This is a genomic window from Rathayibacter sp. AY2B3, assembly GCF_002931755.1.
Taxonomy (GTDB): Bacteria; Actinomycetota; Actinomycetes; order Actinomycetales; family Microbacteriaceae; genus Rathayibacter.
This window is the reverse complement of the sequence record NZ_PSUG01000029.1, coordinates 21,369-48,052: the sequence shown is the minus strand read 5'-3', so window position 1 is coordinate 48,052 and position 26,684 is coordinate 21,369. Positions and strand designations below refer to the sequence as shown.

Below are 26,684 nucleotides of genomic sequence, written 5' to 3'. Positions count from 1 at the left end.
GGCGCGAGGCGCCGGGGGCGGCCGTGCTCGGGACGGCAGCGTCGGGGACGGCACCGTCCGGCCCCGCACCGTCCGGCCCCGCACCGTCCGGCCCCGCACCGTCCGGCCCCGCACTGTCGAGATCGGCACCGGAGTCGGCAGCGTCCTGCTCGGCCGAGCCGGGCTCCTCTCCGCGCGCCCCGGCAGCGGACGCCTCAGCCGCCACCGCCTCCTCCGCCGCACCAGCCGGGTCGAACCGCGCCAGCGCCGCCGTGATGTTGTCGTGGCCGCCGCGCTCGTTCGCCCAGGCGACCAGCGCCTCCGCGAGCGTGACCGGATCGGCGCCCACCCGTTCCTGCGCGTCGCGCAGCACGCGCGCGAGGTCCTCGGCGGCGGACGCGTAGTTCCAGAGCCCGTCGGAGCAGACCAGCACCCACCCCGGCTCGATCAGTTCCTCGGTGGTGACCCGCGGCTCCTCGTCGTGTGCGTCGGCGCCGAGCCAGCGGGTGATGGCGTGCGCGTCGGGCGCCGTCTCGGCCTGCTCCCGCGGCACTCCCGAGGCGATCTGCTCCTGCGCCCACGAATCGTCGACCGTGAGCTGCCGCGGCTCGCCCGCGTCCGGCATCCAGTAGCTGCGGCTGTCCCCCACGTTGCCCGTGACGAGCAGCGCGCCGTCGAGCACCGCCGCGGTGAAGGTGCACGAGGGCGGATTCGACCGCTTCTCGGGCACGGCCGCGTCGATCGCTCCGGAGGCGCGCGCGGTCGCCATCTGCAGGAGCGCGCGCCAGCGGTCCGCTCCCGCGCTCTCACCGCCGACCTCGGCCTGCAGCGCGCTGAGTGCGGCGCGAGCGGCGGCGAGCGACGCCTTGTCGGAGTCGGGCGTCGACGAGACCCCGTCGCAGACCACGAGCAGCGCCGTCTTCAGAGAGCCGTCGTCGCCGGTGGTCGCCCCCAGCGCCATCGCGTCCTCGTTGGCCGGGTGCCGGAGTCCGCGGTCGCAGACCCCGCCGACCAGCGGGTGCGGCGCCTCCGCCCAGTGCTCGCGCTCGCTCGGTGCGGGGCGTCCGCACTGCTCGCAGTAGCCGTCCTCGGCGACCGCTCCCCCGCAGGAGACGCAGGTGGCGGATCCTCCGACAGCGACGGGCGGAGCGGAGGGAGTGGCCGCGACGATCAGCGGTGTCCCGCAGGCCTCGCAGAACGCGTCGCCCGTCGTGACCGGCTCGCCGCAGTTCGGGCAGGGCGTCGACAGCGCGCCGCTCACGTCAGCGTCCAGCGTCGGACCTCGTTGGCCCGGTCGACGAGGCGCAGGCGCTCGTCGCGCTCGCGGGTGGAGGCGGCGAGCGCGCGATAGGAGGCCTCGAGCCCATCGCGGATCGCGGCCTCGTTCGCCTCGACTCCGCCGAGGGTCGCCCCCTCGGCCGGGCCGTCGCGCCGCACCAGCTCGAGGGCGGAGGCGAGGACCTGCGTCGTGAGCTCGAGGCGGGTCCGCTGATCGATCGACACGGAGTCGACGCTCGCGAGAGCGGCCGAGAGCGCCGGCAGCCCGCGGCCCGACTCCGCCAGCAGCTCCGCCCGGCGGCGGCGCGCGTCGGAGTAGGAGGAGCGCGTGGGCGCGACGATGTCGAGGGCGTCGAGCGCCCCGTCGAGGTCGGAGCGCAGCTGCCGCACCCGGGCGAGCCCGAAGGCGGCCGGTGCCGTGTAGTTCGCGTCGGCGCGGGCACAGATCACGTAGAGGGACTCGGCGACCTCGGGCTCACCGCTCGCCTCGCACGCCGCGGCGAGCGCGAGCTTCGGGGCGAGCTCGCCGGGGACCTGCCCGTAGACGGTGTTGAAGGAGGCGCGGGCCCCGATGTCGTCGCCGCGCGCGAGCTGCGCGAGGCCGCTCATCCAGACCGCCCGCCACTCCCACGGGTCCTCCGTGAGGATCTCGCCCGTCGCGCGGGCCGCCTCCTCCCAGCGCTGCGCCTCGATCGCCGCCCGGGCGCGGGCGAGCCGCACCTCGACCGTCACGGTGGGGGCGAGCGCGAGAGCGCGCAGGCGCACGATGGGGTCGGCCACGTTCACGCCCGCGAGCCACGACCGCGCGGGATCGGACTCGTCGCGGCGGAGCGCCGGCAGCGCGTCCCACGGCGGGACGCGGTCGACCACGTCGGCCACGGGCGCCTCGAACAGGGCCGACTCCGTCGAGTGCAGCGCGGGGTGCCCCGGACCGCGATCGGTCGCGACGACCTCGCGCAGCACCCCGAGCAGCTGGCCGCGCATCTCGTCCACCGTGGCGAAGCGGTCCTGCGGATCGGGAGCGCACGCCTTCGCGATCAGGCGGTAGAAGGAGTCGTAGCGCTGGAACAGCGGCGTCTCGGACACCGGCGGCAGCGAGGCGACGAAGGTCGTCTGGTTGCCGCGGAAGTCGAGCACCAGCGAGGCCAGCGTCCGGCCGATCGTGTAGACGTCGGAGGCGACCGAGGGACCGAGGTCGGCGACCTCCGGAGCCTGGTAGCCGACGGTGCCGTAGATGGCGGAGTCCTCGTCGTCGATCCGGCGCACTCCGCCGAGGTCGATCAGCTTGACCTGGTCGCCCACCTGGATCATGTTGTCCGGCTTGAAGTCGCAGTAGAGGAGCCCGTGGTCGTGCAGGTAGGCGAACGCGGGAAGGACCTCGAGCACGAAGGCGAGCGCCTGGTCCACCGGCAGCGGATCCGCGGCGCCGCCGTTGGCGTCCAGCCGCTCCTTCAGGATCTGCTTGAGGCTCGGCCCGCCGACGTACTCCATCACGATGTAGCCGGCGCCGTCGTGCAGGACGAAGTTGTAGATCTCGACGATCAGCGGGTGCTCGACCTCGGCCAGGAACCGGCGCTCGGTGACGGCCGCGGCGTACGCATCGGGGTCGCCGGAGTTGAGCAGGCCCTTGAGCACCACCCAGCGTCCCGAGACGTTCCGGTCGCGCGCGAGGTAGATCCAGCCCAGGCCGCCGTAGGCCAGGCAGCCGACGACCTCGTACTGGCCGCCGACCACGTCGCCCTTCACCAGCTGCGGGGTGAACGAGAACGGCGTGCGGCAGTTGGGGCAGAACCCCTCGGTGCGGCCGGGCCGACCGTCGCGCCCGCGGCCGACGGCGGTGCCGCAGTGCGAGCAGAAGCGCTTGCGCTCGGGGAGGACCGCCTCGGTCATCAGGGCGGCCGTCGGGTCGGCGGCCGGGCGGGACGGGACCGTGGTGAGCCCGGCGCCGAGCCTCGGGCCGCGCAGGCGGGTCGAGGTGGTGCCGACGCGGCGGGTGACCTTCGAGCCGGTCTGCGCGGTGCGGGCGGAGCCGAGGGCGGCGGTGGCGAGGCGGGCGGAGGAGGTGCGCGTGCTGCGCGCGGTGGCCGACTCCTCCGCGGGTCCGGGTGCCGCGGCACCGGGCGTGCCCTCGACGAAGCCGGTGCCGAAGGCGGCGGAGGCGGTGGCCGGCGGGGAGGCCGTGGCGGCGCGGCGCGCGGTCGGCGCGGAGGCGGCGGCGCCCTCCTCGGGCGGGAGGCCGCAGACGTTGCAGTAGCCGTCCTCGATCGTCCCGGTGCAGCCGGGCGTCGCGGTGCAGGGGGCGCCGTTCATGGGGTGGCCTTCCGGTGGTGCGCGGGGACGGGATGCGGGAGGTCGCGGGTGACGACGTCGTACTGCTCGACCAGGTGGCGGGCGAGCGGGACGGAGCAGGGCACCGCGTCGAGGGCGGCGCGCACCTCCTCCTCGGCCGCGACGCCGACGGCGGTGGCAGCGCGACCGTTGCCCTCGGCCCGCTCCCGCAGCGCCCGGAGGCGGAAGCCCAGAGCGGCGCGCTCGCGCAGGGGCGACGTGTAGGCGGCCTCGACCGCGTCGAACGCGCGGCCGACGGCGGTGAGCCGCGCGAGGTGCGCGTCGAGCGCCTCGCGGTCGGACGGAGGATCGCCCAGCCGGGAGACGTCGGGCACGGCCAGCCGCGGCGGGTCGGCGATCTCGCGGCGGCAGCGGGCCACGAGCTCGCGCAGCGGCGCTTCGCGGCGCTCGGCCGCCTCCGCCAGCTCGCGCGCCCGCCGGCGGTCGCGCTCGAGTCCGCGCCGCTCGGACGCGGCGATGATCAGGTCGCGCTCGAGCCGGGCGGAGTCGCTCTCGAGCTGGCCGAGCGGCCCCGACACGTCGGCTCCCCGGCCCGCCCGCTCGGCGAGCGCGTCGAGGCGGGAGCGCAGCACGCCGACCCGCTCCGCCCGCTCGCGGTCGACCGTGCCGCTCCCGTCGCGGGTGAGATCGCGGCAGCGCTCGATCTCGGCGCGCACCCCGACGATCCGCCCGGCGACGTCGGTGCCGCTGGGGTCGAGCTCGAGCCGGGAGCGCAGCTGGCCGACGACCGCGTCGCAGAGGCGCACGGCCTCCACCAGCGAGACCGCGCCGCTCCCGGAGGCGTCGAGACGGCCCCAGATCAGCTGCGACATCCGCTCGCGCGCCACCACGTCGACGCGGCCGGAGTCCCAGACCGTCTCGAGCTCGGCGAGACGCCGGGTGACGGATTCGCGGAGGGACTGGGCGAGCACCACGTCCGCCGTGTAGTTCTCGGCCTGCGGCGATGCCAGCGCGGCGGCGTCCAGCCGCGAGAGCTCTCGCGTGGTCCGCTGGAGCCAGCGGGTGAGAGCGGCGAGGTACTCGAAGAGCTCGCGCTGCGGCGCGGCCTCCCCCAGCCGGCCCGGCGCGACGGGGGTCCCCTCCGCGAGACCGGTGCTCATCGGCCGTACACCGGGGCCGGCGGCGATGCCTCGCCGAGGACCCCGAGCCAGCGCTCGTAGATGCTCTGCCAGCGGCCGTCGGAGCGGATGCTCTCGAGGGCGGCGTTGACGAAGCGCACGAAGTCCGGGTCGTCGGCGGGGAGGCCGAGGCCGTAGGGCTCCGAGCTCAGGGCGTCGCCGACGACCTTCGCGTACGGGTCCTGCGCCACGAAGCCCGCGAGGATCGTGTCGTCGCCCGCGATCGCGTCGACCTCGCCGGCCTGGAAGAGGGCGAGGCACTGCGAGTGCGTGGCGGCCTCGACGGCCTCCACCTGCGGGTAGTCGTTCTGCAGGCGGCTGAGCGTCGTGGTGCTGCTGGGCGCGCAGACCTTCTCGCCGTCGAGGTCGCCGATGCCCGTGACGGGGGCGCCGTCCGGGTCGTCCGAGACGAGCACCTTGAGGCCCGCGTCGTAGTACTCGGACGAGAAGGCGATCGAGCTCCAGCGGTCGCAGGTCATCGTGAGGGTGCGGGCGACCATGTCGACCTGCGGGGCGCCGTCACCGCCGGTGAGCGCGGGGAGGCGCTGAGCGGAGGTGATCACGACGTAATCGATGGAGTCGGTGCCGAGGATCGCCCGGGCGACCTCCCGGGCGATGTCGACGTCGAAGCCCTCGATCGACCCCGTGATCGGGTTGCGCGCGCTCATCAGGAGGGTGTCGGCCGAGACGCCGACGCGGAGGGTGCCGCGCCCGCGGATCTCCGCGAGCCTGGTGCTGTCGGTCACGCCGGTCGGCGCGTAGGAGGTGACCGCCGAGGGCGAGCAGTCCGCCGCGGCCGGAGCGGCGGGAGCGGCCTCGCTCGCCGTCGGAGTCGGGGTCGCCGCGGCGAGGGGCGTGCCGAGGTCGTCCGCCCCCGTCGTGCAGCCGGTGAGGGCGAGCGCCGCGGCGGTGGCCAGGGCGAGGGCGGCGGCGCGCAGGCGGTTCATCGGTACTCCTCCAGTCGCTGGGCGATGCCGCGCCAGGCGGACACGGCTCCGGCGAGACCCGCCGCCAGCAGGATCCACGAGACGAGGGTCGCGAACTCCGCACCCCTGTCGAGCGTGGTGGCGGCGGCCAGGGCCTTCTCCTGCACCACGTCGCGGGCGTCGTCGGAGAAGGTGGTGAAGAGGTCGTTCGGGGTGCCGTTCCCGGTGATCGTGGCGACGCGGACGGCCTGGTCCCAGTTCCCGGCGTCGTCCGCCGCGCGGATCTCCTCGTGGAACGACTGCCACTGCCCGAACTCGTCGACGAGCCGCGTCCTCGCCAGCTCGTCCTGCACGCCTCCCGAGAGCTTCTCCCGGGCGGAGTCGACGGCCTGCGTGTAGCGCTCCTCGAGGGCGGCGCCGGAGCCGCGCTTGATCAGCGTGAAGCTCTCGAGCGACTTGGCGTCGCTCGCGGCGATCAGCGCGTTCGAGACGGTGAGCGCCTCACGGTAGGACTCGACCCGCGCCGTCCCCGCGTCCGCCGCGACCGATCCGTAGGCGAGCGCCCCGCCGACGCCGACGACCAGGAGGAGGGCGGTCCCCGTGGCGAGCGGGCGGTTGAGGTAGCGGTGCGTGCGGCGGGCGAGCCAGAGCTGCGCCGCGAGGAGGAGGACCAGCATCACGAGCGAGCCGATCATCAACAGGACGCTCCAGCGGACCGCGTCGTAGGCGGCCGCGACCCGGTCGGCACCGGAGTCGACCAGCCCGTCGAGGTCCTCGAGGATGCCGCCGTCGCCGGAGAGCGCCGTCGCCGCCTGGTCGAGGTAGGCCGAGGCGACGGGGAAGCCCTGCCGGTTGTTGGCTCGTGCCTGCTCGATCAGCCCGCTGTAGGTCGTGATGCTGCTGGCGACGCGGGCGAGGGCCTCGGTGTCGGCCGAATCCGCGGCCGAGAGCCCTGCGATCGCCGACGCGGCGCCGGTGAGGCTCGAGACGTAGGACGCCCGCAGCTCGGTCGGCTCGAGTCCGCCGACGAGGAAGGTGTTGGCGGCGATCGCGTTGGCGTCCACGAGCAGCGTGCGGACGTTCTGCACGCCGAGGAGCTGGGCCGACTGCTCCCGGGCCGTCGTCGCGGCGCGCGCCTGCATCGCTCCGGCCTGCTGCGCGAACACGCCGAACAGCACGGCGGCCAGCGCCGTCAGGGCGAGCAGGAGGCGCAGAGTGCCGGGAGTCGTCGCGGTCGCGCGGGCCAGCAGCGACGGCCTGCGCTGGGCCGCCCGGTTGGCGACCTGGACGAGGGGCGGCTCGGGGATCCTCTGCGCGGGCGGCGCGGCGGGTGCGGTGCTCAACGGCTCTCCTCCTCGGGGTCGTCGGTGACGGGGGGCGCCGCGCCGCTCGGGGCTGCGTCTGGCTGCCCAAAGGCCTCCTCCGAGCCCGCGACCGCGCCCTCGGCGTCCTCGCCGGGCCCGTCCGGGCCGCCCGAGGCGTCGGGGCTCTCCACCACGTCCTCCGGCAGCAGGATGCGCAGCTCGTCGAGCGTCGGCTCCTCCACGTCGCGGAGCCGCCACGCGTGCCGGGCGATCGCCGCGTCGAGGACGTTGCGGACCCAGCGCCCGTTGCCGAACGCCTCCGTGCGCTGCTGCGCCGAGGCGAGGCCCGCGAACGCGGCGAGCGCCTCCTCCGTCGGCTCGAAGTCCGCGGAGGCGGCGAGGCGGCCGAAGATCGCCGAGAGCTCGTCGTCCGAGTAGTCGGCGAAGTCGATCGTGGTCGAGAAGCGGCTGGCGAGACCCGGGTTCGTGTCGAGGAAGCCCTGCATCGGCCCGGAGTAGCCGGCGACGATCACGACGAGGTCGCCGCGGTGGTCCTCCATGTCCTTCACCAGGGTGGTGACCGCCTCTGCTCCGTACTGGTCGAGCGCGAGCGCGTAGGCCTCGTCGATGAACAGGACCCCGCCGCGCGCGGAGGCGATCACCTCCGCGGTCTTCGTCGCGGTCTGCCCGAGGTAGCCGGCGACCAGCTCCGAGCGGTCGACCTCGACGAGCACGCCCTTCGAGAGGATGCCCAGCGATCGGTAGATCCGCGAGACCAGCCGCGCCACCGTCGTCTTGCCCGTGCCGGGGTTCCCCGTGAAGACGAGGTGGCGGGTGAGCGTGGGCGTGCTGAGTCCGGCGGCCTGGCGCAGCGTGTCGATCCGGAGCAGCTGAGTCTGCCGCTTGATCTCGCTCTTCACCCGGTCGAGGCCGATCAGCGCGTCGAGCTCGGCGAGCAGGTCGTCGATGGACTCCGGCGGATCGAGCGGCTCCGGCTCCGAGGCGGGCTCCGCAGCGGCAGCGGCGGCGGGGGCCGGCTCGTCCTGCGGGCCGTCGTGCTCGGTCCGGCGGAGGCGCTCGAGGATCTCGTCGATCCCGGGCACGCCGGCGGGCAGACCGGTCGGCAGGTCGGCGCTCGCGGCACCGTCCGGCGTCCGGCCGGTCGTTCGCAGTGCTCCCCCGCCCGTCGTCGCAGCGGCTCCCCGGGCGCCCGGGACGGCCGAGAGCTGGGCCGCGGCGGTCGCGGAGGCGGAGGCGATGCCGCCGATGCCCGGGTCGCCGAGAGCGCTGGCCGCCGACACGACCTCGGTGAGGGCGCGGGCGTAGGGGGCGGCGTGCGGAGAGCCGGCGGCGACCAGTGCGGCGAGCTGATCGGTCGGCCCCGACCGCCAGCGCCGGCCGCTCGAGGCGGCGGTGAAGAACGCCTCCAGGCCGCCCGTCGCGCCGGTCGCGGCGAGCCAGTCCGGCCCGGCGCCACGGATCGACTCGGCGACGGCGGCGGCCAGACGCGCACCCTCGTCGCGGACGGCGGCGGCATCGAGTCCGGCGGCGGTCCCCGCGAGCACGAGGGCGTCCAGGGCCGGGGCGAGCGCGGTCACGAGGCGCTCGGCGGGGTCAGCGAGCCGGATCCGGACGGCGCTCCCGGCTGCGGAGGCGCGTCGAGACCGCTCGGGGAGAGCGAGGACTCCGTGAACTTCTCGGCCAGGAACTGCCCGTGCGCGATCAGCGCCGAGGCGTCCTGCCGTGAGACGGCGTCCGAGATGCGGTCGAGCGTGCCTCCGAGGAGGTCGAGCTGGTCGCAGAGGATCATCAGCGAGGTCTTCCCCCTGTGCACGGCGCGGCGGTCGGCGAAGTCCCTCGGCAGGCGGAGGTAGCCCTCGACCGCCTCGGGGAGGTAGCTGGTCGCGGTCGCGACGACGGTGTGGCCCTGCCGGCTCATCCCGCCGAGGCGGTCGAGGCGGGGCACCATCTCGCGGACCGTCTCGTCGATCCGCTGGATGCGCGCCGCGACGATGCCGGGCACCTGCCCCTCGGTCCGCGCGCCGACCCTGTCGAGCGCCGCGAGGATGTCCTCGCTCGTCGGGACGCTCGGCAGAGCGGGCGCGGTCTCCTCCGGTGCCGCGGGGGCACCCGTGAACAGTCGGGAGAACCAGCCCATCGGCTAGCGGCCGAGATCGAGCGAGGACGTCGCGTCGATGTCCGAGTTGCTGCGGCGGGCCCGCTCGACGTACTCGCCGGCCTTCGCGGTCTCGGTCTGGAGGACTCCGACGGTCTGGGCCATGCTGTCGAGCGCCTTGATCTTGAAGTCCGAGATCGAGTCCATCGTCTGGTAGATGTTCGCGAACGCGGCCTGCAGCTGCGGCAGCCCGACCGTGGCCGAGGCGGCCTGCGACTGGATCGAGGCCGACTGGTCGGCGAGCATGCGCGAGGTGGCCTCGATCATGTTGGACGTCGTGGTGTTCAGCGCCGTGATCTGATCGAGCACGAGCCGCTGGTTGGCGAGCGCCTGTGCCACGATGACCGCGGTCCGCAGCGCCGAGACGGTCGTGGTCGTCGCCCGGTCCACGCCCTTGATCAGCTCGACGTTGTTCTTGATGACGACGTCGATCGCGAGGTAGCCCTGGATCGACACGGCCAGCTGGGTCAGCAGGTCCTGGTGCTTCTGGCGCGCGTAGAAGAGGACGTCCTCGCGCAGCGCCTTCGCCCGCTCCGGGTCGGTCGCGTCGAGCTCGGCGATCTTCGCCGAGAGCTTCACGTCGAGCCGCTCGGCGACGTAGATGTACTCGTTGAGACGGGTCATCGTCTCCCAGAGGTTCTGCTTCTCGAGGTTCAGGGCCGCGTTGTCCTTCCGCAGCTCGTCCTGCCCGTCGTACAGGGCCTGGATGATCGCGTTCAGGTGCGACTGCGCGCTCTCGTACCGGCGGAAGTAATCGGTGATCCTGTTGCCGAACGGGATGAAGCCGAGGATCTTCTTCTGCAGGTTGTCCTCGGACGGGTCCAGGTCCTCCACCGTGCGCCGCAGCTCGAGCAGCGTCCTGCCGATGGTCGAGCCCTCGGCGAGCCCGCCCTCCTTCAGAGCGCGCACCGGCGTGCTCAGCAGCCGGTTCGACGAGTCGGCGGCCGAGCGGATGTCGGCGTCGCCCATCGTGCGGATGTCGTTGGCCCGGGTCGCGAACTCGGGGCTGCGCGCCTCCGTCGCCAGGAGCGTGTCGAGGTAGCCGTCGACCTTCGCCTCGAGGCCGGGCAGAGCGGCCTCCGGCACCTTCGGAGCGATCGACGGCGCCGAGGTGGTCGGCACCGCCGCCACCGGCTCCGGCGGCGTGAGCGAGAGGGCGTTCTGGACGGGCGGCTGCAGGGCCTCGGTCATCGGGATCCTCACCGTTCCTGGCGCTCGGCGCCGACTGGGATGAACGTCCGCCCAGCATATCCCGGGCCCTCCCGCGGGATCCCCGCGAGCCGCCTCGTCCGAGGACTCGACGCGAGAGGGCGGCTGTGGAGGAGCGTCGGCCGCCGGTCAGACCGCCTTCGGACGCCTCCGCAGCGTCGCCACCGCGACTCCGGCCAGGGCGAGCGCGCCTCCGAGCAGCGCGGCGAGCGGCGGGGTCTCGCCGAGGACGAGCCAGGACAGCAGCACGACCACCGCGGGCACCGCGTAGGTGGACGCCGCGGTGCGGCCCGCGCTGGAGCGCGCGAGGACGTATCCCCACGTCGTGAAGGCGACGGCCGTCGGGAAGATCCCGAGGTAGACCACGGCCAGGATCGAGGAGAGCGGAGCGGCGGCGAGCGCCTCGACGAGCTCCGGGGCGAAGGGCAGGCACGCGACCGTGCCGGCGAGGCAGCCGAGCCAGGTCATCGTCGGCGCGTCGATCCGGCCCAGCAGGCGCTTCTGGAGGGTCGCCGCGCTGCCGTAGACGACGGCGGCGACCAGGCCGAGGGCGACACCGATCACGTCGAACTGCCCGGTGGAGGTGGAGAACGCGATCACCGCGACGCCGGTCAGCGCCACGAGCATCCCCGCGAGGAGGCGGCGGGGGAACCCCTCCCCCAGCAGCAGCCCGGCGAGCACGGCGGTGATCATCGGCGCGATGTTGACCAGCAGCGCCGCCGTCCCCGCGTCGACGTGCCGCTCCGCCGCGTTGAGCGCCAGGTTGTAGACCCCGAACCAGGCGACTCCCCAGCCCAGCACGAGCAGGAGGAGGCGCCCGCGCGGGACCGCCGCGCGCGGGTCGGGAGCCGCCTCCGAGCGGCGCCTCCGGGCGGTGAGGACGACACGCACGACCGTGAGCGCGAGCGACCCGACCACGATGCGGCCGAGGGTCAGCGCGCCCGGGCCGAAGTCCTCCGTCGTGGCGCGGATGCCGACGAAGGCCGACGCCCAGAGCAGGACGGTGACCGCGATCGCGCCCCACAGCAGGAGGGCGTCCCTCGTGGAGGGCGGGGCGGAGGAGGAGACGGCGGTCATGAGGCCATCGTGGCGCTGCCGGCGATTCAGCACCAGTTCCGTTCACTGTCGGATCATTCAGCGGGACTGTACGGTCGTCCCATGCTCGACGTGCACCGGCTCCGCATCCTCCGCTCCGTCGTCGCCTCCGGCTCGATCGCGGGAGCCGCCTCCGGCCTCGGCTACACGCCCTCCGCCGTCAGCCAGCACCTCACCGCTCTGCAGCGCGAGACCGGACTGACCCTGCTGGAGCGGGTGGGGCGCGGCGTCCGCCCGACTCCCGCCGGACGCGCCCTCGCCGCCCAGGCGGACCGCGTCCTCGAGCGCCTCGCCGAGGCGGAGGCCGTGGTGGAGGAGCTGCGCGAGGGCCGCTCCGGCCGCCTCTCGGTGACGTACTTCGCCTCCGTCGGCAGCGCCTGGATGCCGGAGGTCGCCCGCCGGCTGACCGCTGCGTTCCCCGGCCTCGCCCTCGACCTGCGCCTGGGTGAGGAGCTCGACGACGACCTCGGGGCGCGCCCCGACGTGCAGCTCCTGGTCGCCTCCTCCGAGCCGACCGCTCCCGGGTTCACGGCGCACCACCTCCTCGACGACCCGTACCTCGTCGTCCTGCCCGACGGACATCCGCTCGCCTCCCGGAGCGAGATCGACCTCGCCGAGCTCGCTACCGAGCGCTGGGTCGACAACGACCTGCCCACCGGCTGGTGCCGCCGGAACGTCGTGGAGGCCTGCGCCGCCGCCGGATTCGCGCCGCCCTTCCACGTCCAGGCGAACGACCACATCACCGCCGCCGCGTTCGTCGCCGCGGGAATGGGAGTGACGGTCCTGCCGGAGCTCGCGGCCCACCGCCTGCCCGACGGCGTCCGCGCCGTGCCCGTCGTCCGCCCCCGGCCCGTCCGCTCCCTCGAGGCCGTCGTGCGGAACTCCGCCGCCTCCTCCGCACCGGTGGCCCTGGTGCTGGAGACGCTGAAGGCCCTCGCCGCGCGCCGCTGAGCGCGCCTGGACGGGCGAGCTCGCAGCACATCGGAGCACGATGGGCGCGTGAGCTCCGTCGAACCCGTCACCCGTTCCGCGCCCGCGCTCGGCGGGCCGCGCATCCTGAAGCAGCGCTGGACCGAGGCGACGTTCCTGCACTGGCGCGTCGACCCCGCCCTGGTGGCGCCCCACCTTCCGGCCGGGACGAGGCCGGACGAGCACGACGGCTCCTCCTGGGTGGGCCTGATCCCGTTCCGGCTCTCGCGGACGGCCTTCCTCGGCGGCCCGCGGGTGCCCTGGCTCGGCACCTTCCCCGAGGTGAACGTTCGGCTCTACTCCGTCGACGAGCAGGGACGACGCGGAGTCGTGTTCGTGTCGCTCGACGCCTCGCACCTCCTTCCCGTGCTCACCGCGCAGGCGGTGTTCGGGCTCCCCTACCGCTGGGCTCGGATGAGCATCGAGCACCGCCACGGCGCGGTGATCTACGACACGATCCGGCACGCGGACTCGGCCGCCCGCTCCCGGATCGTCGTCCGCCCGGGCGAGGCCGTCGGCGAGGACCCGCTCGCCTCGTTCCTCACCGCACGCTGGGCCTACCACGAGCGCCACCTGGGCTCCACCTGGTACGGCCGCAACCTGCACCGGCCGTGGCCGCTGCGCCGCGCGGCGCTTCTGGCGCTCGACGACGGACTGCTCGACGCTGCGGGCTTCCCCGGGCTGGCGTCGCGCGCGCCGGACTCGGTGCTGTACTCGCCGGGAGTGGAGACGGTGTTCACCGTGCCGCGGCGGGTGTGAGAGCCGCCCCGCTGCGGGTCGCGACGCTGCTCCGGCGGCGCCGTTCAGGGCAGGCGGAGAGCGCTCGTCCTCGGAGCGGTGACGGCGCGGGGAGGCAGCCAGCCGCGCTGGACGGCGAGCACCCCCGCCTGGAAGCGGCTGTCGGCGCCGAGCAGCTCGAACAGGCCGGCGATGTGGCGACGACAGGTGCGCACACTGATGTCGAGCCGGCTGGCGATGACCTCGTCGGTGAGTCCCGCGGTGAGTCCGGAGAGGATCGCGGACTGGACGGCCGACAGCCCCGCGTCGCCCGCCGGAGGGGCCTCCGCGCGGAACGGCGCGGCGAACTCCCACGCCGCGTCGAACACGTGCACGAAGGCCGAGATCACATCAGGAGAGCGGATGACGAGTGCGGCGCGGTCGTCCTCGTCCCGCTGGCGGGAGACGAGGGCGAGGGTGCGGTCGAAGACCAGGAGGCGGAACGGCACGAGCGGCAGCGTGCGGAACTGCGCTCCCAGGGGCTCCAACTCGGCGACGGTGCGCTGAGTCGGCAGGTGGTCGCGGCGGCGATCGTGGTACATCGTGCGACGCGAGACGCCCTGCGCGAGGAGTGCCCGGTCCTTCTCGTTGCTCTCCTCGTGCCGCTCGACACTCGCTCCGCTTCCCGGCTGGACGATGAGCACCTCGCGGGACACGCGCCGACCGACGTCGATCAGCAGGCGCATGACCGTCACCGGGTCCTCGACCACCTCGACCTGCGAGACGCTCGCCACGGTGTCACGGGCCTCGCGGTACGCGGGCAGCAGGGCCATCAGCTCACTGCGCTGCTTCGTCACGGCGGCCCGCAGATCGTGGATGCGGCGCTCGTCCTCGTCGACCAGGCCGGCGAGCGCGACATCGGGCGCGGTCGCGGCCAGCGCCTCGCCTCCCTCGTGCAGCGGGGTGAGGAGCCGCCGCGCGACGAGTTCGTCCCGTGCCTCGACGAGCTCGCGGACCCGCACGCCGAGATCCATCGACGCGCCGTCGATCGTCCATTCGGAGCGCGCGCACACGTACAGATACAGCTCGACGGCATGCTCGCTCAGCACTCGACTACTCCCCCCGGACGGACCCGCCGATCCTACTCACCGATCCGGGGTGGGAGCTCGGCGAGCCGGTCATGACGGCCACAGGCCGTCGGCCCACGCACGTTCGACGGGCAGCGCGTGCGCCGGACGGCGCGGCGCCGGCTCCTCCGAGTGGCACGGCTCCGAAGGGCGCGGCTCCGAGCCGGGCCGCTCCTGGTCGGCCGGCTCCGGGTCGGACCGCTCCGGGTCGGCCGGGGCGCCCGCGGCGGCCTCCTCCCGGTCAGGCACGGCGCCCTCGCCGGAGCGACACGACGGCCAGCACCGCCAGCTCGGCCGCGAAGACGAACGAGACGACGCCGAAGACGAGCGCGCCGCCGAGCCGGAACAGCGGTGTCATCGCGGCGAGGGCGATCATGGGTGCCGTCAGCGCGACGACGAGAGGCCCGCGACCGGCTGCCGGCCGGGCGCGGACAGTGCCGACGATCGCGAGCGCGGTCGCGGCGACGGCGACGAGGACCAGGGCGATCGTCACTCCGATCACCTCGAGGCCGCCGAGCAGGGATGCGCCGAGCGCGATCCAGGCGAGGGCTCCGACGGCCGCAGCGGCGGTCGTGCGAGCGGCGACGGGGGTGCGGGTGGTGGCCGAATTGCTCATCGGTTCTGTCCTTTCGTTGACGGTCGAGGATCTGTGGACGACAGGGCCGTCCAGTCCCGCGCGTGGATCCCGAGCAGGGCCTCCTCGCGCGGGAGGTACCCGAGCCGGTTCATCAGCATGTGGTTCTGGTGGAACACGAGGTGCTGCGGGGTGCGCGGCACCTCCATCCTCCCCGCCGCGGCGAGGTGGTCGTCGATCGCGCGGAACCAGCGGCGGCGCCACGCCTGCACCCCGGGCAGGGCCGCCGTGCGCCGCAGGCGCTCGCCGACCGCGTCCCGGTGCCCGGCGGCCTGCGCCTCCAGAGCGACGCGCAGCGTCTCGTCGCCGAGGACGGCCCCCGTCCACCATCGCGAGTGGATGTGCCAGAAGCGCGACCAGGAGACGGCCCGTCGCGCGGGCCACCGACCCGCGCGGGCGCCGTGCAGGAGCGCACCAGCCGCATCGGCGAGCAGGAGCGCCGCGAGCGCATCGCGTGCACCGCCCTTCTCGTGCTCCGAGACGCCCCAGAGCGCGAGCTCCGACGAGAACTCGAACAGCCGCTCCGCCAGCTCGACGCCGTCGAGACCGCCGTACTTGTCGATCTCGGGCTCGTAGACCGCGGGCCGCACCCCGACCGCGTCGCCGGCACCCGCGAGGAGGGCGGCGCCCGCTCCGGGCACGAGCTCGATCGGCCGCGCTCGGGGCGCGGTCGTGATCAGTTCGAGGTGCGCGCCGAGGTCGTCGACGCTGCGCACGAGGCGGTCGAGGCTCGCCCCCGGTCCGAAGACGCGCAGGCGCAGGTGCGGCCCCCTGCGATCGACGTAGCGGAGGAAGAACCAGCGGCTCGCGCCGAGCGCCCGCACCTCGGCGAGCACGGGCGGCAGGAGCCCCGCGACCACATCGTCGGTCGCGTCCACTCCTCCGGTGTACAGGCACGCGTACCACCACTGCGGGGCGTCGGCGAGCTCGACCGGCCGTGACGCGGCCCCGAGGAGCATCACCGGTCCTCACCCCCGAGCAGCACGACGTGCTCGACGGCGCGGAGGGAGCCGTCGGAGGCGCGCGCGTACTCCGAGGGAGCGGGCAGCGCCTCCGTGAACTCGACGCCGCGCAGGTCGTCGCGTCGATGGGCCTCGGCGAGCATCGTCTCGAGCAGCCGGAGCGAGTGCGGGCTGCGCAGATCGATCGCGACGGGCTTGCGGCCCACCGGATCCAGCGCGATGCGCGCCCTGACGAGGCGTGCGAACACCAGCGGCGGCAGTCCGTGCTCGCGCCGCCAGCGTCCGACCGAGCGGAGCAGCTCGACATCGCCGCCGGATCCGGACGGCGGACCGCCGGCCGGCAGACCGGCGGGGAGCTGGGAGGCGGGCACGGTCCAGAGCGCGCGACGGGTGACGATCCTCCCGGTGGTGCGCCGTGGGCGCGACACGACCCGGCCGGCGTCGGCGAGGACCGCGAACGCGGGCGATCCGAGGCGCGGCAGCCGCCACGGGTCGGCGAGGAGGGCGAGGATCCGCTCCGGCCCGCTGAGCAGGTGCGACGGCACCAGTCCGAGGTAGAAGGGCACGACGGGCGTGCCGTCGGCGGTCAGCAGCTCGATCGACTCGGTGGCCGGATCGTGGTGCAGGCGGAGCCCCGCGAACTCGACCGCGGCGGCACGCTCCTCCGTCACCGGACCCTCGACCGGCAGCGACAACCGCGGCAGCGTGCCCGCGGCAGCGGACTGCATGCCGTTGACCTCCCACGAGGGCACAAACTCGACGGCGAGCCCGCCCCGCGCGAGACGGCGGGCGCGATCGGCGAGCAGGGGTCGGAGACCGGCGTGCAGCGCGCCGAGACGGCTGACGAGTCCCCCCTGGCCCCCGAGGAGCTGGTTGACCACGAGCAGCGGCGTGCTCCCGTGCACGACCTGCACGGCGACGGCGGCGGTGGCGGTCGGCATCGACCGGCCGAGCGGAGGCTCCGGCACCTCGATCCCCGACGCGTCGGCTCCCGGTCCCGCGAGCGCCGCGCGGAGCGCCTCATCGGCGCTCGCGGCGAGCAGCCAGCGCCACGGGTCCTCGATCGTGCCGCCGACTCCGCAGCGCTCGACGACCGCGGCGACGAGCGCCCGGTACGCGGGCGAGCGGGTCGTGCGGCGGGCCACGGAGCCGGCGAAGCGCTCGAACTCGTCCTCGAGGTCGGGCGCGGGGCCGGCGACGGCGACCGACGGAGCCGCGTCGACGTAGACCTCGAAGCGGCGGCGCCCCGCGCTCACGCCGCGATCGGCGAGAGCACGCTCGGCCCGGTCGCGCAGCGCCGCTCGACGGCGGCCGCGCTCGACCCCGGTCAGGGCGGTGACGGCGCGCGCGTCGGCGGCGAGCTCGGCGAGCAGGGCTCCGGCGGGATGCTCGGGGATCGAAGCGTCCAGCCGCGCGGCGAGCACGTCGAGGGGGTGGCGCTCGGCGTAGCCCCAGGGCGCGACGACGCGCAGGAGCCCCGCGTCGAGCATGCGGAGGTAGGCGGCGAACGGATCGCTCCCTCCGAGCTCGTCGAGGAGGCGTCCGAGCGGTCTGCGTCCGCCGCGCTGCAGCGCCTCGAGCACTGCGCCGGTCTCGCGGAGGGCCACCCGCAGGGTGCTGCGCCAGACGAAGTCGGGGGTCTCGAGCAGCTCCGCGACGGCGACGGGCTCGCGCACCGGGTCGAGACCGCCGGTGGGCAGCGGCTCGATCTCGAGGGCGGCGACGGCGGTCTCGTCGCGGGCGAGCACGTCGAGCCAGGCCGCGGCGTAGGCGTGGGTGACCGCGGCGGCCGGGGCGGAGGGTGCGGGCGCGTCGGCGAGCGCGACCGTGGTGAGCGTGCCGAACGGGCTGGTCTTGCAGGCGGCGCGGGTGGCGTACGAGAGCAGGCTCCTGGCGGCGTGGCGTCCAGGATCGAGGGCGGCGCGGCCGGGAGCGGCGGCGAAGTCCGGGCTGGCGTCGGCGATGGCGCCGATCACCTGGGGGTCGTCGCGCAGGGCCGTGAGCGCGGCTGTGGCTCTCGCGGTCCCTCGGTCGACGGCGTCGCGATGGCGATCGCCGAGCACGGCGCGCAGGCCGGCCGCCTCCGCCCAGGCGGTGACCGCCTCCGCGTCGGAGGGACGCCCCGCCAGCGCGATCCCGATCGCGGCGAGCAGGGCGGGGTCGAGGGCCGCCGGAGTCGCCGAGCGGGTGCAGCGGCGCAGGGCCAGCACGGCGCGGCGGAGGGTCCGGTCGTCGTCGAGGAGCGGGACGAGGCGGTGCAGAGCGCCGCTGGCCGCCACGCCCAGAACCGGGAGCCGCGCCTCGAGGTCGTCGAGGCGGGCGGCGAGCTCGTCGGCGCCCTCGGGCGCCTGGGGCAGCCGCTCGGCGTCGAGGCCTGCGACCCGATCGAGACGGAGGCGCTGGACGGGCGTGCGCGGGGCGGGGACGGTGATGCTCATGAGAGGACCTCCACGAGTCCGATGACGGTGCGGGCGACCCCCGCGACCAGAAGCACGAGGAAAGCGAGGCAGGCGAGGGCGTAGCCGACGAAGAATCGGCGGCGGCGGGCGGACAGCGCGGCGACTCCCTGCGGCAGCGGGAGGCGCAGGAGCCGGTGGGTGAGGAAGGAGAGGGCCTGGCCGCGGACGTTCACCTCTCCGGCGAGCGCCGAGACGGCGTGGTACCCGTCGGACGGGGTGACCGGGTTCAGGTTCATGACGGTGAGGAACGCCTGGAAGACCAGCAGCACGAACGCGAGATCGCCGACCTCGCCGGGCACGGTCAGCGCGACGACGGCCGCGACTCCGAACCAGAGCTGGTCGTTGACCGGGCCTGCGAGCGAGAGGAAGGCCCGGGACCGCCGGTCCGGGACGCGGTAGGCGTCGGTGCGATCGACGTATCCCACCGGCATGACGTAGAGCATCAGCCCGATCCCCGCCTCGCGGACGGGAACGCGCAGGTACTGGCAGACCAGCGCGTGCGAGAGCTCGTGCGCGGCGATCTGCGCGAAGAGCAGAGGATAGACGAGCCAGAGATGGGCGGGTGGGCGCCAGTCGGCGCCGGCGGTCGCCAGGGCGAGGACGCCGAGCACGGCGCCGAGCGCGGCGAGGGCCACCCACAGGGCGACCAGCTGCGACCCCGGCACGGAGCGCAGCGGTGCGATCAGCGGTTCGAGCGCTCGGTCGACGCTGCGCGTCAGCGGCAGGCGCAGCAGGTGCTCGCGGCGCATGAACCGAGCGATGCCGCGGCGGCCTCCGACGCGCGCAGGCGGCTCGTCGAGGGCGCCGGCCTGGCGCAGGCCGTGGGCGAGGCGGGCGAGGCGATCGGCGACCTGGTCCGCGTCGCGCTCGCCGCGGATCCGCTCGACGAGTTCGGATCCGGCGGCACTGCCGTCGAACAGCGGCAGGAGGGGGACGACCTCGCGGCCGATCGCGATGTAGCGGCCCGACGCCCCGATGTGCAGGAGGGGCTTGTCGTCGAGGCCGGCGAGAAGCTCCGCGTCGGCGCGCAGGCGCGGGCGGCTGTCGCGGAACCAGTCCACGGGCGCGTCCTCCAGTGCGGAGGCGGTGCCGCGGACAGTGGTCGTGGTGCTCACGCTGTTCCTCGTTTCGAACGGATGCTGAGGGGAGGGTGGAGAGGGTGGTCGTGCCGCCCGCGGTGGAGCGGGCGGCACGACGGGTCAGTCGCCGGCGCTCGAGAAGGAGCTGCCGGTCGAGGCCGAGGAGGCCGGGCAGGACGCCGAGCCGCCGGTCGCGAACGAGCCCGCGGTGGTGAAACCGGCTGCCACCTGGTTGTCGAGCTCCTCGACGGAGAGGTCGTGCGCGAGGAGGTCGTCGGCGAAGAGGTCCTGGTTCTCGCTGGCGTTCTGAGTCATGGTGTGTCCTTTCGAAGGGTGATGCGGTGGGTGGTGCGGATGTCGGCGATCAGCCGAACGAGGAGGCGGATCCGCCCGAGCTCGCCGTCGAGGCCGGGCAGGAGGCCGAGCTGAACGTGCCGGCGGAGCCCCAGGTGCCCAGAGCGGTCTGAGCGTCGAGCTCGTCGACGCCGAAGTCGCCGTCGAGGTCCTGTGAGGTGAGGTCGTCCATGGGAGTGGTCCTTTCGTCGTGGGAGGAGTGAGTGAGGAGCAGTGCCGGCGCGGCTCAGCCGAAGCAGCCGACGGTGCCGAGGGTCGAGGCCGACGAGGCGGGGCACGAGGCCGAGCCGACCGTCGAGCCCGAGCTCAGCGACGCCAGGGCGGCGTCGCCCGGCAGCTCGGCGACATCGAGGGCCTCGATGTCGACCGAGAACAGGTCGTCGTCCGAGGACGAGGAGGCGGGGAGTGCGGTCATGATGCGGTCCTTCCGGTGGTGGTGGTGGTGGTGGTGACGATGTCGCCCTCCACGGCCGGATGGCCGAGGGAGGCGGCGAACAGCTGGGCGTTCGCGTAGCCGTCGACATCGAGGAGTCGACGAAGTCCAGAGGTGAGGAAGCCCGCGAAGGGGCTGCCCGCGAGTCCGAGTCCCGCGGCCTCGTGCAGCGCCGCCGTGACGGCCGCGGCGGCGCGCGTGTTGACGAAGCGCTCGCCGTGGTCGCCCCAGCGCTCGAGCGCATCGGCGAGCGGCGCGATCGCGATGAGGATGACGGGCGACCAGGCGTACTCGATCTGCAGCACCAGGTCGTCGGCGCTCTCCTCGTCGAGCTCGGCGAGCGGCACGAACTCGTCGCCGTCGAGCCGGAGGATCGCGGGTGACGAGCCGGTCATGCGCCGCGCGGCGACGAGCAGCTCGATGCCGAGTCCCGCCTCCGCCTCGCCCGGCCACGTGGACGCATCGGCCAGGTGCCCCGCCCGCACGATCTGCGCGACGGCCTCGGCATCGACCCACTGCTCGCGGTAGAACCGCACCGACTCGCGGCGCTCGAGCACCTCGTCGAGGCTGTGGAGGCGCGGGGTCGCGTCCCGTCTGACGGGAACGGTCGGCAGGCCGGTCGGCCGCACCCCCTGCACTCGCGGGCGGCGGGGGGCCGCAGGCGACGGGCGGGTGGCGAGGGCGGCGGGCGAGAGCCGCACGCTCTGCTGCAGCTCGCCGATCAGCTCGTGCTGGGCGCGGAGCCCCCTCATCGGCGTCGGGATCGTGGTCATCGCGCGGTACCTCCGGTCGTGGTGGATGCGGCGGCGGCGTGCAGCGACACGACGGCCGTCACCGGCTCGGCGTCGAGGTCGATGCCGAGGAGGCGGCCGATCGCGGCGTCGTCCCAGGCCGGAGCTGCGTCGGCACGCAGTCCGTGCTGCGCCGCCAGGAGTCGTGCGTGGGTCACAGCGACCCCCGCATCGAGGTGGACGATGCGCCAGGCGAAGGCGGCGTACTTCGACGCCACCCGGCCGAGCGCACCGGTGAGCACCAGCACGGCGTCGGCGTCGGGATCGGCTCCGGCGATGCGGGCCTCGGGGTCGGCCCAGGGCAGTTCGGCCCAGGTGTCGTCCCCGCGCTGGTAGCCGTAGACGCCCGCCGGCAGCCCCGCCACTCTCCGGGCGAGCACTGCGGCCTGCACGGAGCCGAGGTTGCCCCCGGAGGCGGCCCAGCGGTGCACCTTGCCCTCTCGCGGGGTGCCGCTCTCGCGGTTGCCCGCGGTGCGGATCACGAGGTCGGCGAGGACGCCGGCGGTCAACGCGGACCCTTCGGTCTCGCGCTCGGCCAGCGCCACGGTGCGCGCGCTCGGCCAGCGCTTGGAGTCGCGCTGCAGCACGATGTTCGACTGCTTGTAGTGGACCTGGTGGTCCTTCGGCGAGGCGAGGGCGCGCGGCGGGAACGCAGTCGACGCCTCGAAGGCGTAGGCGAGCGGGATCCCGTCGGGTGTCGACGGCACCGCCACCAGTCGGTCCTGCACCAGGGTCTCGAGGTCGAGCCGCACGAGAGACTGCTGCGACAGCGGCGTCCCGACCCGCGAGAGCAGGGCGGCGACGTCAGCGGCGACGAGAGCGGCGGCCAGCGGGTGGTCCAGGGCGCTCGGGTCGTCGTGGGTCTCCGCCGCGATCTGGTCGGCGATGTCGTCGAACCGTGCGGTGTAGGAGGGATCGACGTAGGGCCCGTAGTACAGCCGGCGCCCGCGCAGCCGGACCGGCAGCACGCCCACGCCGGCGGCGGCGGCGCGCTCGGCGTCCCTGCGCAGCGGTGCGGAGTCGCCGACGAGGATCAGCAGACTCCGACCATCGACGGAGGCGGTGCCCGGCTCGGCGAGTCGGACCTCGCCGATCTCGGTGAGTCGCAGCTCCGCGGTCAGCTCCTCGGCGAGTCCGGACGCGGTCGGTCCGGCTGCGACGAGCACCCGGCTGGTCCGCAGCCGCTGCACGGCCTCGGCGCCGGAGGCGTTCACCCGGGTCGAATCGATCGAGCGGGAGTAGAAGGCCAGTGCGGCGGGGTCCGCGCCGGTGACGTCGGGGGCGCCCTGGGCGTCCTCGAGCAGACCGCTGGCGTAGAGCAGAGCGACGGCCGAGTGGGTCGCCCGCAGCGCCCGCCCGGTCTCCGCGGCGAGCTCCTCGATCGAGCGGGAGCCGTCGAGCAGCGGCAGCAGAGCGCCGAGCACGGCGCCGGCCGCACGGCCGCCGAGCAGCTGCCGGGTCGGCCCTCCCTCGACGAGCACGCCATCGTCGCCGGGGACGACGACCAGGCCGGGGGCCAGCCGCGGGCGCCGCGGGAGGCGGAACTGCGGATCGGTCAGCGCGGCGACGCCCATCGCCTCGGCCCCGAGCACTCCGGATTCAGACATGGTGGACACTCCTCCGGTCGGTCGCGCCGAGGGCGGCGAGCTCGGTCGCCAGCGCCGACCAGGTGGAGTCGGGCCGGGGCACTCCGCAGCGCTCGCAGCCGTGCACAGGGATCAGCTCGGTGCGGTGGGTGGTGCCGTTCAGCAGGTGCACCGTGCGGACGACGTTGCGCTCCTCGGCGACGCGCCCCTCCCGCACGGCGGTCGCGATGCCGGCGAGCAGAGCGACGGCGACCGAGACGTGCTGCGGAAGGTGCCCGACGGGGCCCGCGGACGGATCGTCGGCGTAGCGGCGCCACAGTGCCTCCGCACGTTCGAGACCGCCGTCGTGCTGCCGCTGGCGCCGCTCGAGGCAGCGCTGGCAGCCGCCGATCGTGTCGGACGGGCCGCCCGAGCCGCCCGGCACGAGGGTCGGGCCGACCCGGAGCCGGGGGTGGACGAGGACGGCCTGGGTGGTGGGCACACCCGTCTCGACGGAGGAGCGGTCGACGGCCTCGAAGAGCGCTGCCGACTCGCGCCAGGCGAGAGTGATCCGCAGATCGGGGTGCGGCCAGTAGGAGGGGTCGAGGCCGCGGTCGGCGGTGACCCGGTCGGTCGCGGTGACGTCGCCCGCGGCGTGCAGCACCGCAGTGAGGCGGTCCGCGACGGCCTGGGCCGCATCGCCCGAGGCGAGGAGGTGAACTCTCATGATGTCGTCCTTGATCTGCCGGGCCGGGTCAGGCGAACGGCTGCGGGAGCGGATTGAGGCCGGCCTCGTCGGCGGCGGGATATCCCATCGCGACGGGGGCCTCGTAGAGGCGGGGGTGGGCGAGGTAGCGGCCGGTGTGCACGAACGAGAGCGGCATCAGCTCGGGCACGATCACCCGGACCACGCGGAAGCCGGCTGCCCGCGCCTCCTCGGTCGTGATCTCGACCACGACCACCTCGGCGCCGATGGCGTCGAGACGCTCGACCATGCCGTGCAGCTCGGTCTCGGGGTCGCCGCGGAGCTGCGACGGGATCTCGGACAGCCGGCGCGTCGCAGTCGAGGTGAGCAGGAAGTCGTAGTCGCGGATCCGCTGCGGCTCACCCATGTAGCTGGCTCCGTGGAACACCGATGTGAAGTCGGCGACGTCGTCGGGCCGGCCGCGCGAGGCCTGCATGGCGATGCGCGACGACGCGGACTCCCGGAGCATCTTGGCGACCGAGTCGACCGGGTCGAGTGAGGTGTTGCACATCACGAGCTGGCCGAGCACCTCGTTCTCGGGAGTGACGTCGACGGAGTAGAAGGTCGGCACGCCGACGTCGGTCGTCGCGTCGTAGAAGCGGGTCTGCACGTGACTGGTGCGGTAGCGCTCGAGGAACGGCGCGAGGCGCTCGTCGTCGACGTCGATGTCGAGCTGCGGCCACGGGATCCGCTGCAGCCAGGTGAGGGCGATCGAGTCGCGCTCGATGACCTCGCTGAGCCCGTTGATCACGGCCTGAGCGAGCGACGTGTGGGTCGCGCATCCGGTCGAGATCGGCATCGTGAAGCGCTCGGTCGGCGTCCGGGCCGGGATGTGCAGCCAGGTGGAGACGGCCGGCACGTACACGGGCCGCGAACGGGTCAGCGACCAGCCGCGCGTCCAGCGGAGGGGCGCGGTCGTGTCGACCGGGGCGTGGATCGAGCGCGGGTGGGCGAGTTCCGCCTCCGAGCACTGCGGGAAGCGGCGCAGGTCGATGCCCTCGTCGCCGAGCTCGTCCGATGCGGCCCAGATCAGCTGGTCCTCGGGGACGAAGCACGACGCGTAGCGCTCGATCGCCTCAGCGAGGCAGAGGCGGGAGGCCTTCTCGGGGTCGAGGGCGCCGCCGGCGCCGTCGATCCCGCCGCGAGTGGAGGCTCCGCGGGTCGATTCCCGGACGTTCGGCGAGACGGGCGAGAGGTCGCCGATCTGCGCGACGTAGATCGGGAAGCCGGGTTCACCGGGCTGGTTGGGCAGCCGGTCGACTCCGTGGACGACTCCGAGCGGGCCGACGAGGCGGTCGAGATCGGCGAGACGGCCGAGGTCGTGCTGCGCGCCGGTCATCGCTTCTCCCCCTGGTCCCAGCGGAAGAGCACGGTCGCCAGTCCTGCGGCGAGCGCCGCGACCGCGGCCATGACGCCCCAGGCGACCCCGATGTCCACGGCGTCCACCGCTCCGACCAGATCGACCGAGAGGGCGTTCGCGAGCACCGTCGTCGGCAGCCAGGAGACGACCGCCTGGACCTCGGGAGGGAACACGCTGAGCGGGATGACGGACCCGGAGAGCATCAGCGCCACGGGGATCAGCAGCGAGACCACGGTGGTGGTCGCCTCCGAGTTCGAGGCCCGCGAGCCGATCAGGTAGCCGATCGCGAAGAGCATGGTCAGGCCGATCAGGGCCGTCACGATCAGCCGGGGCACGGCGGCCGGGCTGAGGTAGCCCAGTACCGCGGTGACCGCGATCACGAGAGCCAGCTGCGCCACTCCGAGCAGGAACCGGGCCGGCGACTGCGACAGGATGAACGTCGAGCGCCGCAGCGGAGTGGTGCCGAGCAGGCGCAGAGTCCCCTTGCCGCGCAGACCCACGACGGGCACGGCGGTGCCGAGCAGAGCCAGGGTGAGGAACGAGACCATCACGATCGAGGCGAGGCTGTTGCGCAGCGGATCGAAGACCGCCGTGCCGTCGCTGTAGCCCGCCGAGATGCTCGTCCGCGCGATCCCCGCGGCGGCGACGCTGTCGACCAGGCCGCGCCACTGCGGCTTCTCCTGCGCGTCGAGCAGCACGGTCGCGCCGCCCTCCTGCACGGTGACGATCGCCGTCGACCCCGGGGCGGTCGTGCCCGGAGCCGCCTCGGTCGCGGTGAAGCCGTCGGCCTCGAGCCGGTCGACGAGCGCGGCGCTGCCGGACGACTCCGCCACCGTCACCACGGGCCGGGGCGACTCCGCATCGATCGTGTTCGCCAGGAACCAGAACAGCCCCAGGAAGAACAGCGGGAAGAACAGGAGGAAGAACATCGTCTTCCCGTCGCGGAGCAGCTCGCGCGCGTTGGTCAGGCTCAGCTCGGCCAGCGCGGAGCGCGGCGGGGCCTCGAGAGTGGCGGTCATCGGTTCTTCCGTCCCTTCCGCTTCGTCCCGCGGGAGCGGGACTCGTAATCGCTCGTCTCGGCGAGTGCGAGGAACACGTCCTCGAGTGTCCGGGTCGCGACGGTCAGGTCGCGGGGCCGCCAGCCGGCGGTGGTCAGGTGGGCGATCAGATCGTCGGAGTCGCTGGTCACGACCTCCACGCGCTGCTCGTCGGCGCCGGGCGAGGTCTCGAGCGAGACGACCCCCGGATGAGCCAGCAGCGCGTCCGGAGCGGCCTCGAGCGGGAGCGTGAACGACACCCGGCGATGCGCGGAGCGCTGGCGCACCAGCTCCTCGGGGGCGCCGACGGCGACGATCGCGCCGTCGACGACGATCGCGACGCGGTCGCAGAGCACGCTCGCCTCGTCCATGTGGTGCGTGGTGACGACGACCGTGGTGCCCCGCTCGCGGAGCGAGGCGATCAGGCTCCAGAGACTCTGACGCGCCGCCGGATCCAGGCCGGCCGAGGGCTCGTCCAGCACCACCAGCTCAGGATCGCCGATCAGGGCGACGCCGAGCAGGAGGCGCCGGCGCTGGCCGCCCGAGAGCCGCTTCACGCGCACCCCGGCCTGGTCGGCCAGGCCGATCCGCTCGGCGATCTCGGCGACCGGCCGCGGTGCGGTGTGCAGCGAGGCGAACAGGCGCAGCGTCTCGGCGACGCTCAGAGTGTCGTAGAGGCTCGCCTCCTGCGGCTGCACGGCGACGCGGGCGGTGAGGGCGGCCCGGTCGGCCGCAGGATCGAGACCCAGGATGCGGACGGAGCCGGCGCTCGGGCGACGCAGCCCCACCAGCAGGTCGATCGTGGTGGTCTTGCCGGCGCCGTTGGGACCGAGGAGGCCGAAGACCTCGCCGCGACCGACCCGGAGGTCGAGACCTGCGACCGCACGGAACTCGCCGTACGTCTTCACCAGACCCTCGACGACGACGACGTCGCCGTCCGAGGAGCGGCCCGCCGTCTGCGGTGCGGCTGCCGGTCGTTGCAGGATGCTCATGCTCTTCCTTCGTTCTGTGTCGGAGG

The 26,684-nt window shown here is 74.3% G+C and carries 25 protein-coding genes; 2 read left to right on the top strand and 23 right to left on the bottom strand.

All coding sequences use genetic code 11. The features are described from left to right. The 9 genes from C5C24_RS11060 to C5C24_RS11020 all read right to left on the bottom strand — a co-directional run. Window positions 1-1,240: PP2C family serine/threonine-protein phosphatase (locus tag C5C24_RS11060; RefSeq protein ID WP_219812867.1), on the bottom strand; the 1,240-nt coding region annotated here is incomplete at its 3' end. Continuing rightward, window positions 1,237-3,567 (bottom strand): serine/threonine-protein kinase, encoded by a 2,331-nt coding sequence (locus tag C5C24_RS11055; protein WP_104304968.1) that lies wholly within the window; start codon window positions 3,565-3,567, stop codon window positions 1,237-1,239. The genes C5C24_RS11060 and C5C24_RS11055, both read right to left, overlap by 4 nt. After that, window positions 3,564-4,706 (bottom strand): hypothetical protein, encoded by a 1,143-nt coding sequence (locus C5C24_RS11050; RefSeq protein ID WP_104276877.1) that lies wholly within the window; start codon window positions 4,704-4,706, stop codon window positions 3,564-3,566. The genes C5C24_RS11055 and C5C24_RS11050 overlap by 4 nt, the downstream gene beginning before the upstream one ends. Next, window positions 4,703-5,671 (bottom strand): glutamate ABC transporter substrate-binding protein, encoded by a 969-nt coding sequence (locus tag C5C24_RS11045; RefSeq protein ID WP_104276876.1) that lies wholly within the window; start codon window positions 5,669-5,671, stop codon window positions 4,703-4,705. Before C5C24_RS11045 ends, C5C24_RS11050 begins: the two co-directional genes overlap by 4 nt. Then, window positions 5,668-6,993, bottom strand: coding sequence for a hypothetical protein (locus tag C5C24_RS11040; RefSeq protein ID WP_104304967.1), 1,326 nt, complete (start codon window positions 6,991-6,993; stop codon window positions 5,668-5,670). The genes C5C24_RS11045 and C5C24_RS11040 overlap by 4 nt, the downstream gene beginning before the upstream one ends. Then, a complete protein-coding gene (locus tag C5C24_RS11035) occupies window positions 6,990-8,552 on the bottom strand; it encodes an AAA family ATPase (RefSeq protein ID WP_104304966.1) in 1,563 nt (520 codons plus the stop codon). The genes C5C24_RS11040 and C5C24_RS11035 overlap by 4 nt, the downstream gene beginning before the upstream one ends. Next, window positions 8,549-9,112, bottom strand: a complete 564-nt coding sequence (locus C5C24_RS11030) for a hypothetical protein (protein WP_258065179.1) — start codon at window positions 9,110-9,112, stop codon at window positions 8,549-8,551. The genes C5C24_RS11035 and C5C24_RS11030 overlap by 4 nt, the downstream gene beginning before the upstream one ends. A gap of 3 nt (window positions 9,113-9,115) precedes the next feature. After that, window positions 9,116-10,321, bottom strand: a complete 1,206-nt coding sequence (locus C5C24_RS11025) for a toxic anion resistance protein (protein WP_104276874.1) — start codon at window positions 10,319-10,321, stop codon at window positions 9,116-9,118. A gap of 147 nt (window positions 10,322-10,468) precedes the next feature. Continuing rightward, entirely contained in the window at window positions 10,469-11,416 is a 948-nt protein-coding gene (locus tag C5C24_RS11020) for a DMT family transporter (RefSeq protein ID WP_104276873.1), read from the bottom strand. Window positions 11,417-11,497: 81 nt separating this feature from the next. Here C5C24_RS11020 and C5C24_RS11015 point away from each other — a divergent pair, with 81 nt between their 5' ends. After that, window positions 11,498-12,385: a LysR family transcriptional regulator gene (locus C5C24_RS11015; protein ID WP_104276872.1), complete on the top strand. Its 888-nt coding sequence runs from the start codon at window positions 11,498-11,500 to the stop codon at window positions 12,383-12,385. A gap of 48 nt (window positions 12,386-12,433) precedes the next feature. Beyond that, window positions 12,434-13,162, top strand: coding sequence for a YqjF family protein (locus C5C24_RS11010; protein ID WP_104276871.1), 729 nt, complete (start codon window positions 12,434-12,436; stop codon window positions 13,160-13,162). A 44-nt stretch (window positions 13,163-13,206) separates the two neighbouring features. Here the strand turns inward: C5C24_RS11010 and C5C24_RS11005 are convergent, their stop codons facing one another. The 14 genes from C5C24_RS11005 to C5C24_RS10935 all read right to left on the bottom strand — a co-directional run bounded on the left by C5C24_RS11005 (window position 13,207) and on the right by C5C24_RS10935 (window position 26,658). Next, a complete protein-coding gene (locus C5C24_RS11005) occupies window positions 13,207-14,229 on the bottom strand; it encodes a helix-turn-helix transcriptional regulator (RefSeq protein ID WP_104276870.1) in 1,023 nt (340 codons plus the stop codon). 259 nt (window positions 14,230-14,488) lie between these two features. Next, window positions 14,489-14,863, bottom strand: a complete 375-nt coding sequence (locus C5C24_RS10995; protein ID WP_104276868.1) for a hypothetical protein — start codon at window positions 14,861-14,863, stop codon at window positions 14,489-14,491. Continuing rightward, window positions 14,860-15,840, bottom strand: coding sequence for a lantibiotic dehydratase C-terminal domain-containing protein (locus tag C5C24_RS10990; protein ID WP_104276867.1), 981 nt, complete (start codon window positions 15,838-15,840; stop codon window positions 14,860-14,862). The genes C5C24_RS10995 and C5C24_RS10990 overlap by 4 nt, the downstream gene beginning before the upstream one ends. Then, a complete protein-coding gene (locus C5C24_RS10985) occupies window positions 15,840-18,281 on the bottom strand; it encodes a hypothetical protein (RefSeq protein WP_104304965.1) in 2,442 nt (813 codons plus the stop codon). Before C5C24_RS10985 ends, C5C24_RS10990 begins: the two co-directional genes overlap by 1 nt. Next, window positions 18,278-19,417 (bottom strand): M50 family metallopeptidase, encoded by a 1,140-nt coding sequence (locus C5C24_RS10980; RefSeq protein ID WP_104276865.1) that lies wholly within the window; start codon window positions 19,415-19,417, stop codon window positions 18,278-18,280. The genes C5C24_RS10985 and C5C24_RS10980 overlap by 4 nt, the downstream gene beginning before the upstream one ends. An 84-nt stretch (window positions 19,418-19,501) precedes the next feature. After that, a complete protein-coding gene (locus C5C24_RS10975) occupies window positions 19,502-19,696 on the bottom strand; it encodes a thiocillin family RiPP (RefSeq protein ID WP_104276864.1) in 195 nt (64 codons plus the stop codon). A 49-nt stretch (window positions 19,697-19,745) separates the two neighbouring features. After that, on the bottom strand, window positions 19,746-19,907 hold the full coding sequence (locus tag C5C24_RS10970) for a thiocillin family RiPP (RefSeq protein WP_104276863.1): 162 nt from the start codon (window positions 19,905-19,907) through the stop codon (window positions 19,746-19,748). Between the two features lie 54 nt (window positions 19,908-19,961). After that, window positions 19,962-20,150, bottom strand: coding sequence for a thiocillin family RiPP (locus tag C5C24_RS10965; protein ID WP_104276862.1), 189 nt, complete (start codon window positions 20,148-20,150; stop codon window positions 19,962-19,964). After that, window positions 20,147-20,941: a nitroreductase family protein gene (locus tag C5C24_RS10960; protein WP_104304964.1), complete on the bottom strand. Its 795-nt coding sequence runs from the start codon at window positions 20,939-20,941 to the stop codon at window positions 20,147-20,149. Before C5C24_RS10960 ends, C5C24_RS10965 begins: the two co-directional genes overlap by 4 nt. Next, window positions 20,938-22,566 carry a hypothetical protein gene (locus C5C24_RS10955; protein ID WP_146082590.1) on the bottom strand — a complete coding sequence of 543 codons (1,629 nt, stop codon included), beginning with the start codon at window positions 22,564-22,566 and terminating at the stop codon, window positions 20,938-20,940. The genes C5C24_RS10960 and C5C24_RS10955 overlap by 4 nt, the downstream gene beginning before the upstream one ends. Next, window positions 22,559-23,251: a hypothetical protein gene (locus C5C24_RS10950; RefSeq protein ID WP_104304963.1), complete on the bottom strand. Its 693-nt coding sequence runs from the start codon at window positions 23,249-23,251 to the stop codon at window positions 22,559-22,561. Before C5C24_RS10950 ends, C5C24_RS10955 begins: the two co-directional genes overlap by 8 nt. A 28-nt stretch (window positions 23,252-23,279) precedes the next feature. Next, a complete protein-coding gene (locus C5C24_RS10945) occupies window positions 23,280-24,608 on the bottom strand; it encodes a YcaO-like family protein (RefSeq protein WP_104304962.1) in 1,329 nt (442 codons plus the stop codon). Further along, window positions 24,605-25,648 carry an ABC transporter permease gene (locus tag C5C24_RS10940; RefSeq protein ID WP_104304961.1) on the bottom strand — a complete coding sequence of 348 codons (1,044 nt, stop codon included), beginning with the start codon at window positions 25,646-25,648 and terminating at the stop codon, window positions 24,605-24,607. Before C5C24_RS10940 ends, C5C24_RS10945 begins: the two co-directional genes overlap by 4 nt. Then, complete coding sequence (locus tag C5C24_RS10935; RefSeq protein ID WP_104276856.1) at window positions 25,645-26,658, bottom strand: ABC transporter ATP-binding protein; 1,014 nt, start codon at window positions 26,656-26,658, stop codon at window positions 25,645-25,647. The genes C5C24_RS10940 and C5C24_RS10935 overlap by 4 nt, the downstream gene beginning before the upstream one ends. Between the last annotated feature and the right edge of the window lie 26 nt (window positions 26,659-26,684).

What these genes read in the sequence shown, in the direction of transcription:
- C5C24_RS10945 (WP_104304962.1), bottom strand. Translation starts at nt 24,608, where the DNA reads ATGACCGGCGCGCAGCACGACCTCGGCCGTCTCGCCGATCTCGACCGC.
- C5C24_RS10950 (WP_104304963.1), bottom strand. Translation starts at nt 23,251, where the DNA reads ATGAGAGTTCACCTCCTCGCCTCGGGCGATGCGGCCCAGGCCGTCGCG.
- C5C24_RS11045 (WP_104276876.1), bottom strand. Translation starts at nt 5,671, where the DNA reads ATGAACCGCCTGCGCGCCGCCGCCCTCGCCCTGGCCACCGCCGCGGCG.
- C5C24_RS10970 (WP_104276863.1), bottom strand. Translation starts at nt 19,907, where the DNA reads ATGGACGACCTCACCTCACAGGACCTCGACGGCGACTTCGGCGTCGAC.
- C5C24_RS10985 (WP_104304965.1), bottom strand. Translation starts at nt 18,281, where the DNA reads ATGAGCATCACCGTCCCCGCCCCGCGCACGCCCGTCCAGCGCCTCCGT.
- C5C24_RS10940 (WP_104304961.1), bottom strand. Translation starts at nt 25,648, where the DNA reads ATGACCGCCACTCTCGAGGCCCCGCCGCGCTCCGCGCTGGCCGAGCTG.
- C5C24_RS10965 (WP_104276862.1), bottom strand. Translation starts at nt 20,150, where the DNA reads ATGACCGCACTCCCCGCCTCCTCGTCCTCGGACGACGACCTGTTCTCG.
- C5C24_RS11050 (WP_104276877.1), bottom strand. Translation starts at nt 4,706, where the DNA reads ATGAGCACCGGTCTCGCGGAGGGGACCCCCGTCGCGCCGGGCCGGCTG.
- C5C24_RS10995 (WP_104276868.1), bottom strand. Translation starts at nt 14,863, where the DNA reads ATGAGCAATTCGGCCACCACCCGCACCCCCGTCGCCGCTCGCACGACC.
- C5C24_RS11020 (WP_104276873.1), bottom strand. Translation starts at nt 11,416, where the DNA reads ATGACCGCCGTCTCCTCCTCCGCCCCGCCCTCCACGAGGGACGCCCTC.
- C5C24_RS11025 (WP_104276874.1), bottom strand. Translation starts at nt 10,321, where the DNA reads ATGACCGAGGCCCTGCAGCCGCCCGTCCAGAACGCCCTCTCGCTCACG.
- C5C24_RS11055 (WP_104304968.1), bottom strand. Translation starts at nt 3,567, where the DNA reads ATGAACGGCGCCCCCTGCACCGCGACGCCCGGCTGCACCGGGACGATC.
- C5C24_RS10975 (WP_104276864.1), bottom strand. Translation starts at nt 19,696, where the DNA reads ATGACTCAGAACGCCAGCGAGAACCAGGACCTCTTCGCCGACGACCTC.
- C5C24_RS10990 (WP_104276867.1), bottom strand. Translation starts at nt 15,840, where the DNA reads ATGCTCCTCGGGGCCGCGTCACGGCCGGTCGAGCTCGCCGACGCCCCG.
- C5C24_RS10935 (WP_104276856.1), bottom strand. Translation starts at nt 26,658, where the DNA reads ATGAGCATCCTGCAACGACCGGCAGCCGCACCGCAGACGGCGGGCCGC.
- C5C24_RS10960 (WP_104304964.1), bottom strand. Translation starts at nt 20,941, where the DNA reads ATGACCACGATCCCGACGCCGATGAGGGGGCTCCGCGCCCAGCACGAG.
- C5C24_RS10955 (WP_146082590.1), bottom strand. Translation starts at nt 22,566, where the DNA reads ATGTCTGAATCCGGAGTGCTCGGGGCCGAGGCGATGGGCGTCGCCGCG.
- C5C24_RS11030 (WP_258065179.1), bottom strand. Translation starts at nt 9,112, where the DNA reads ATGGGCTGGTTCTCCCGACTGTTCACGGGTGCCCCCGCGGCACCGGAG.
- C5C24_RS11015 (WP_104276872.1), top strand. Translation starts at nt 11,498, where the DNA reads ATGCTCGACGTGCACCGGCTCCGCATCCTCCGCTCCGTCGTCGCCTCC.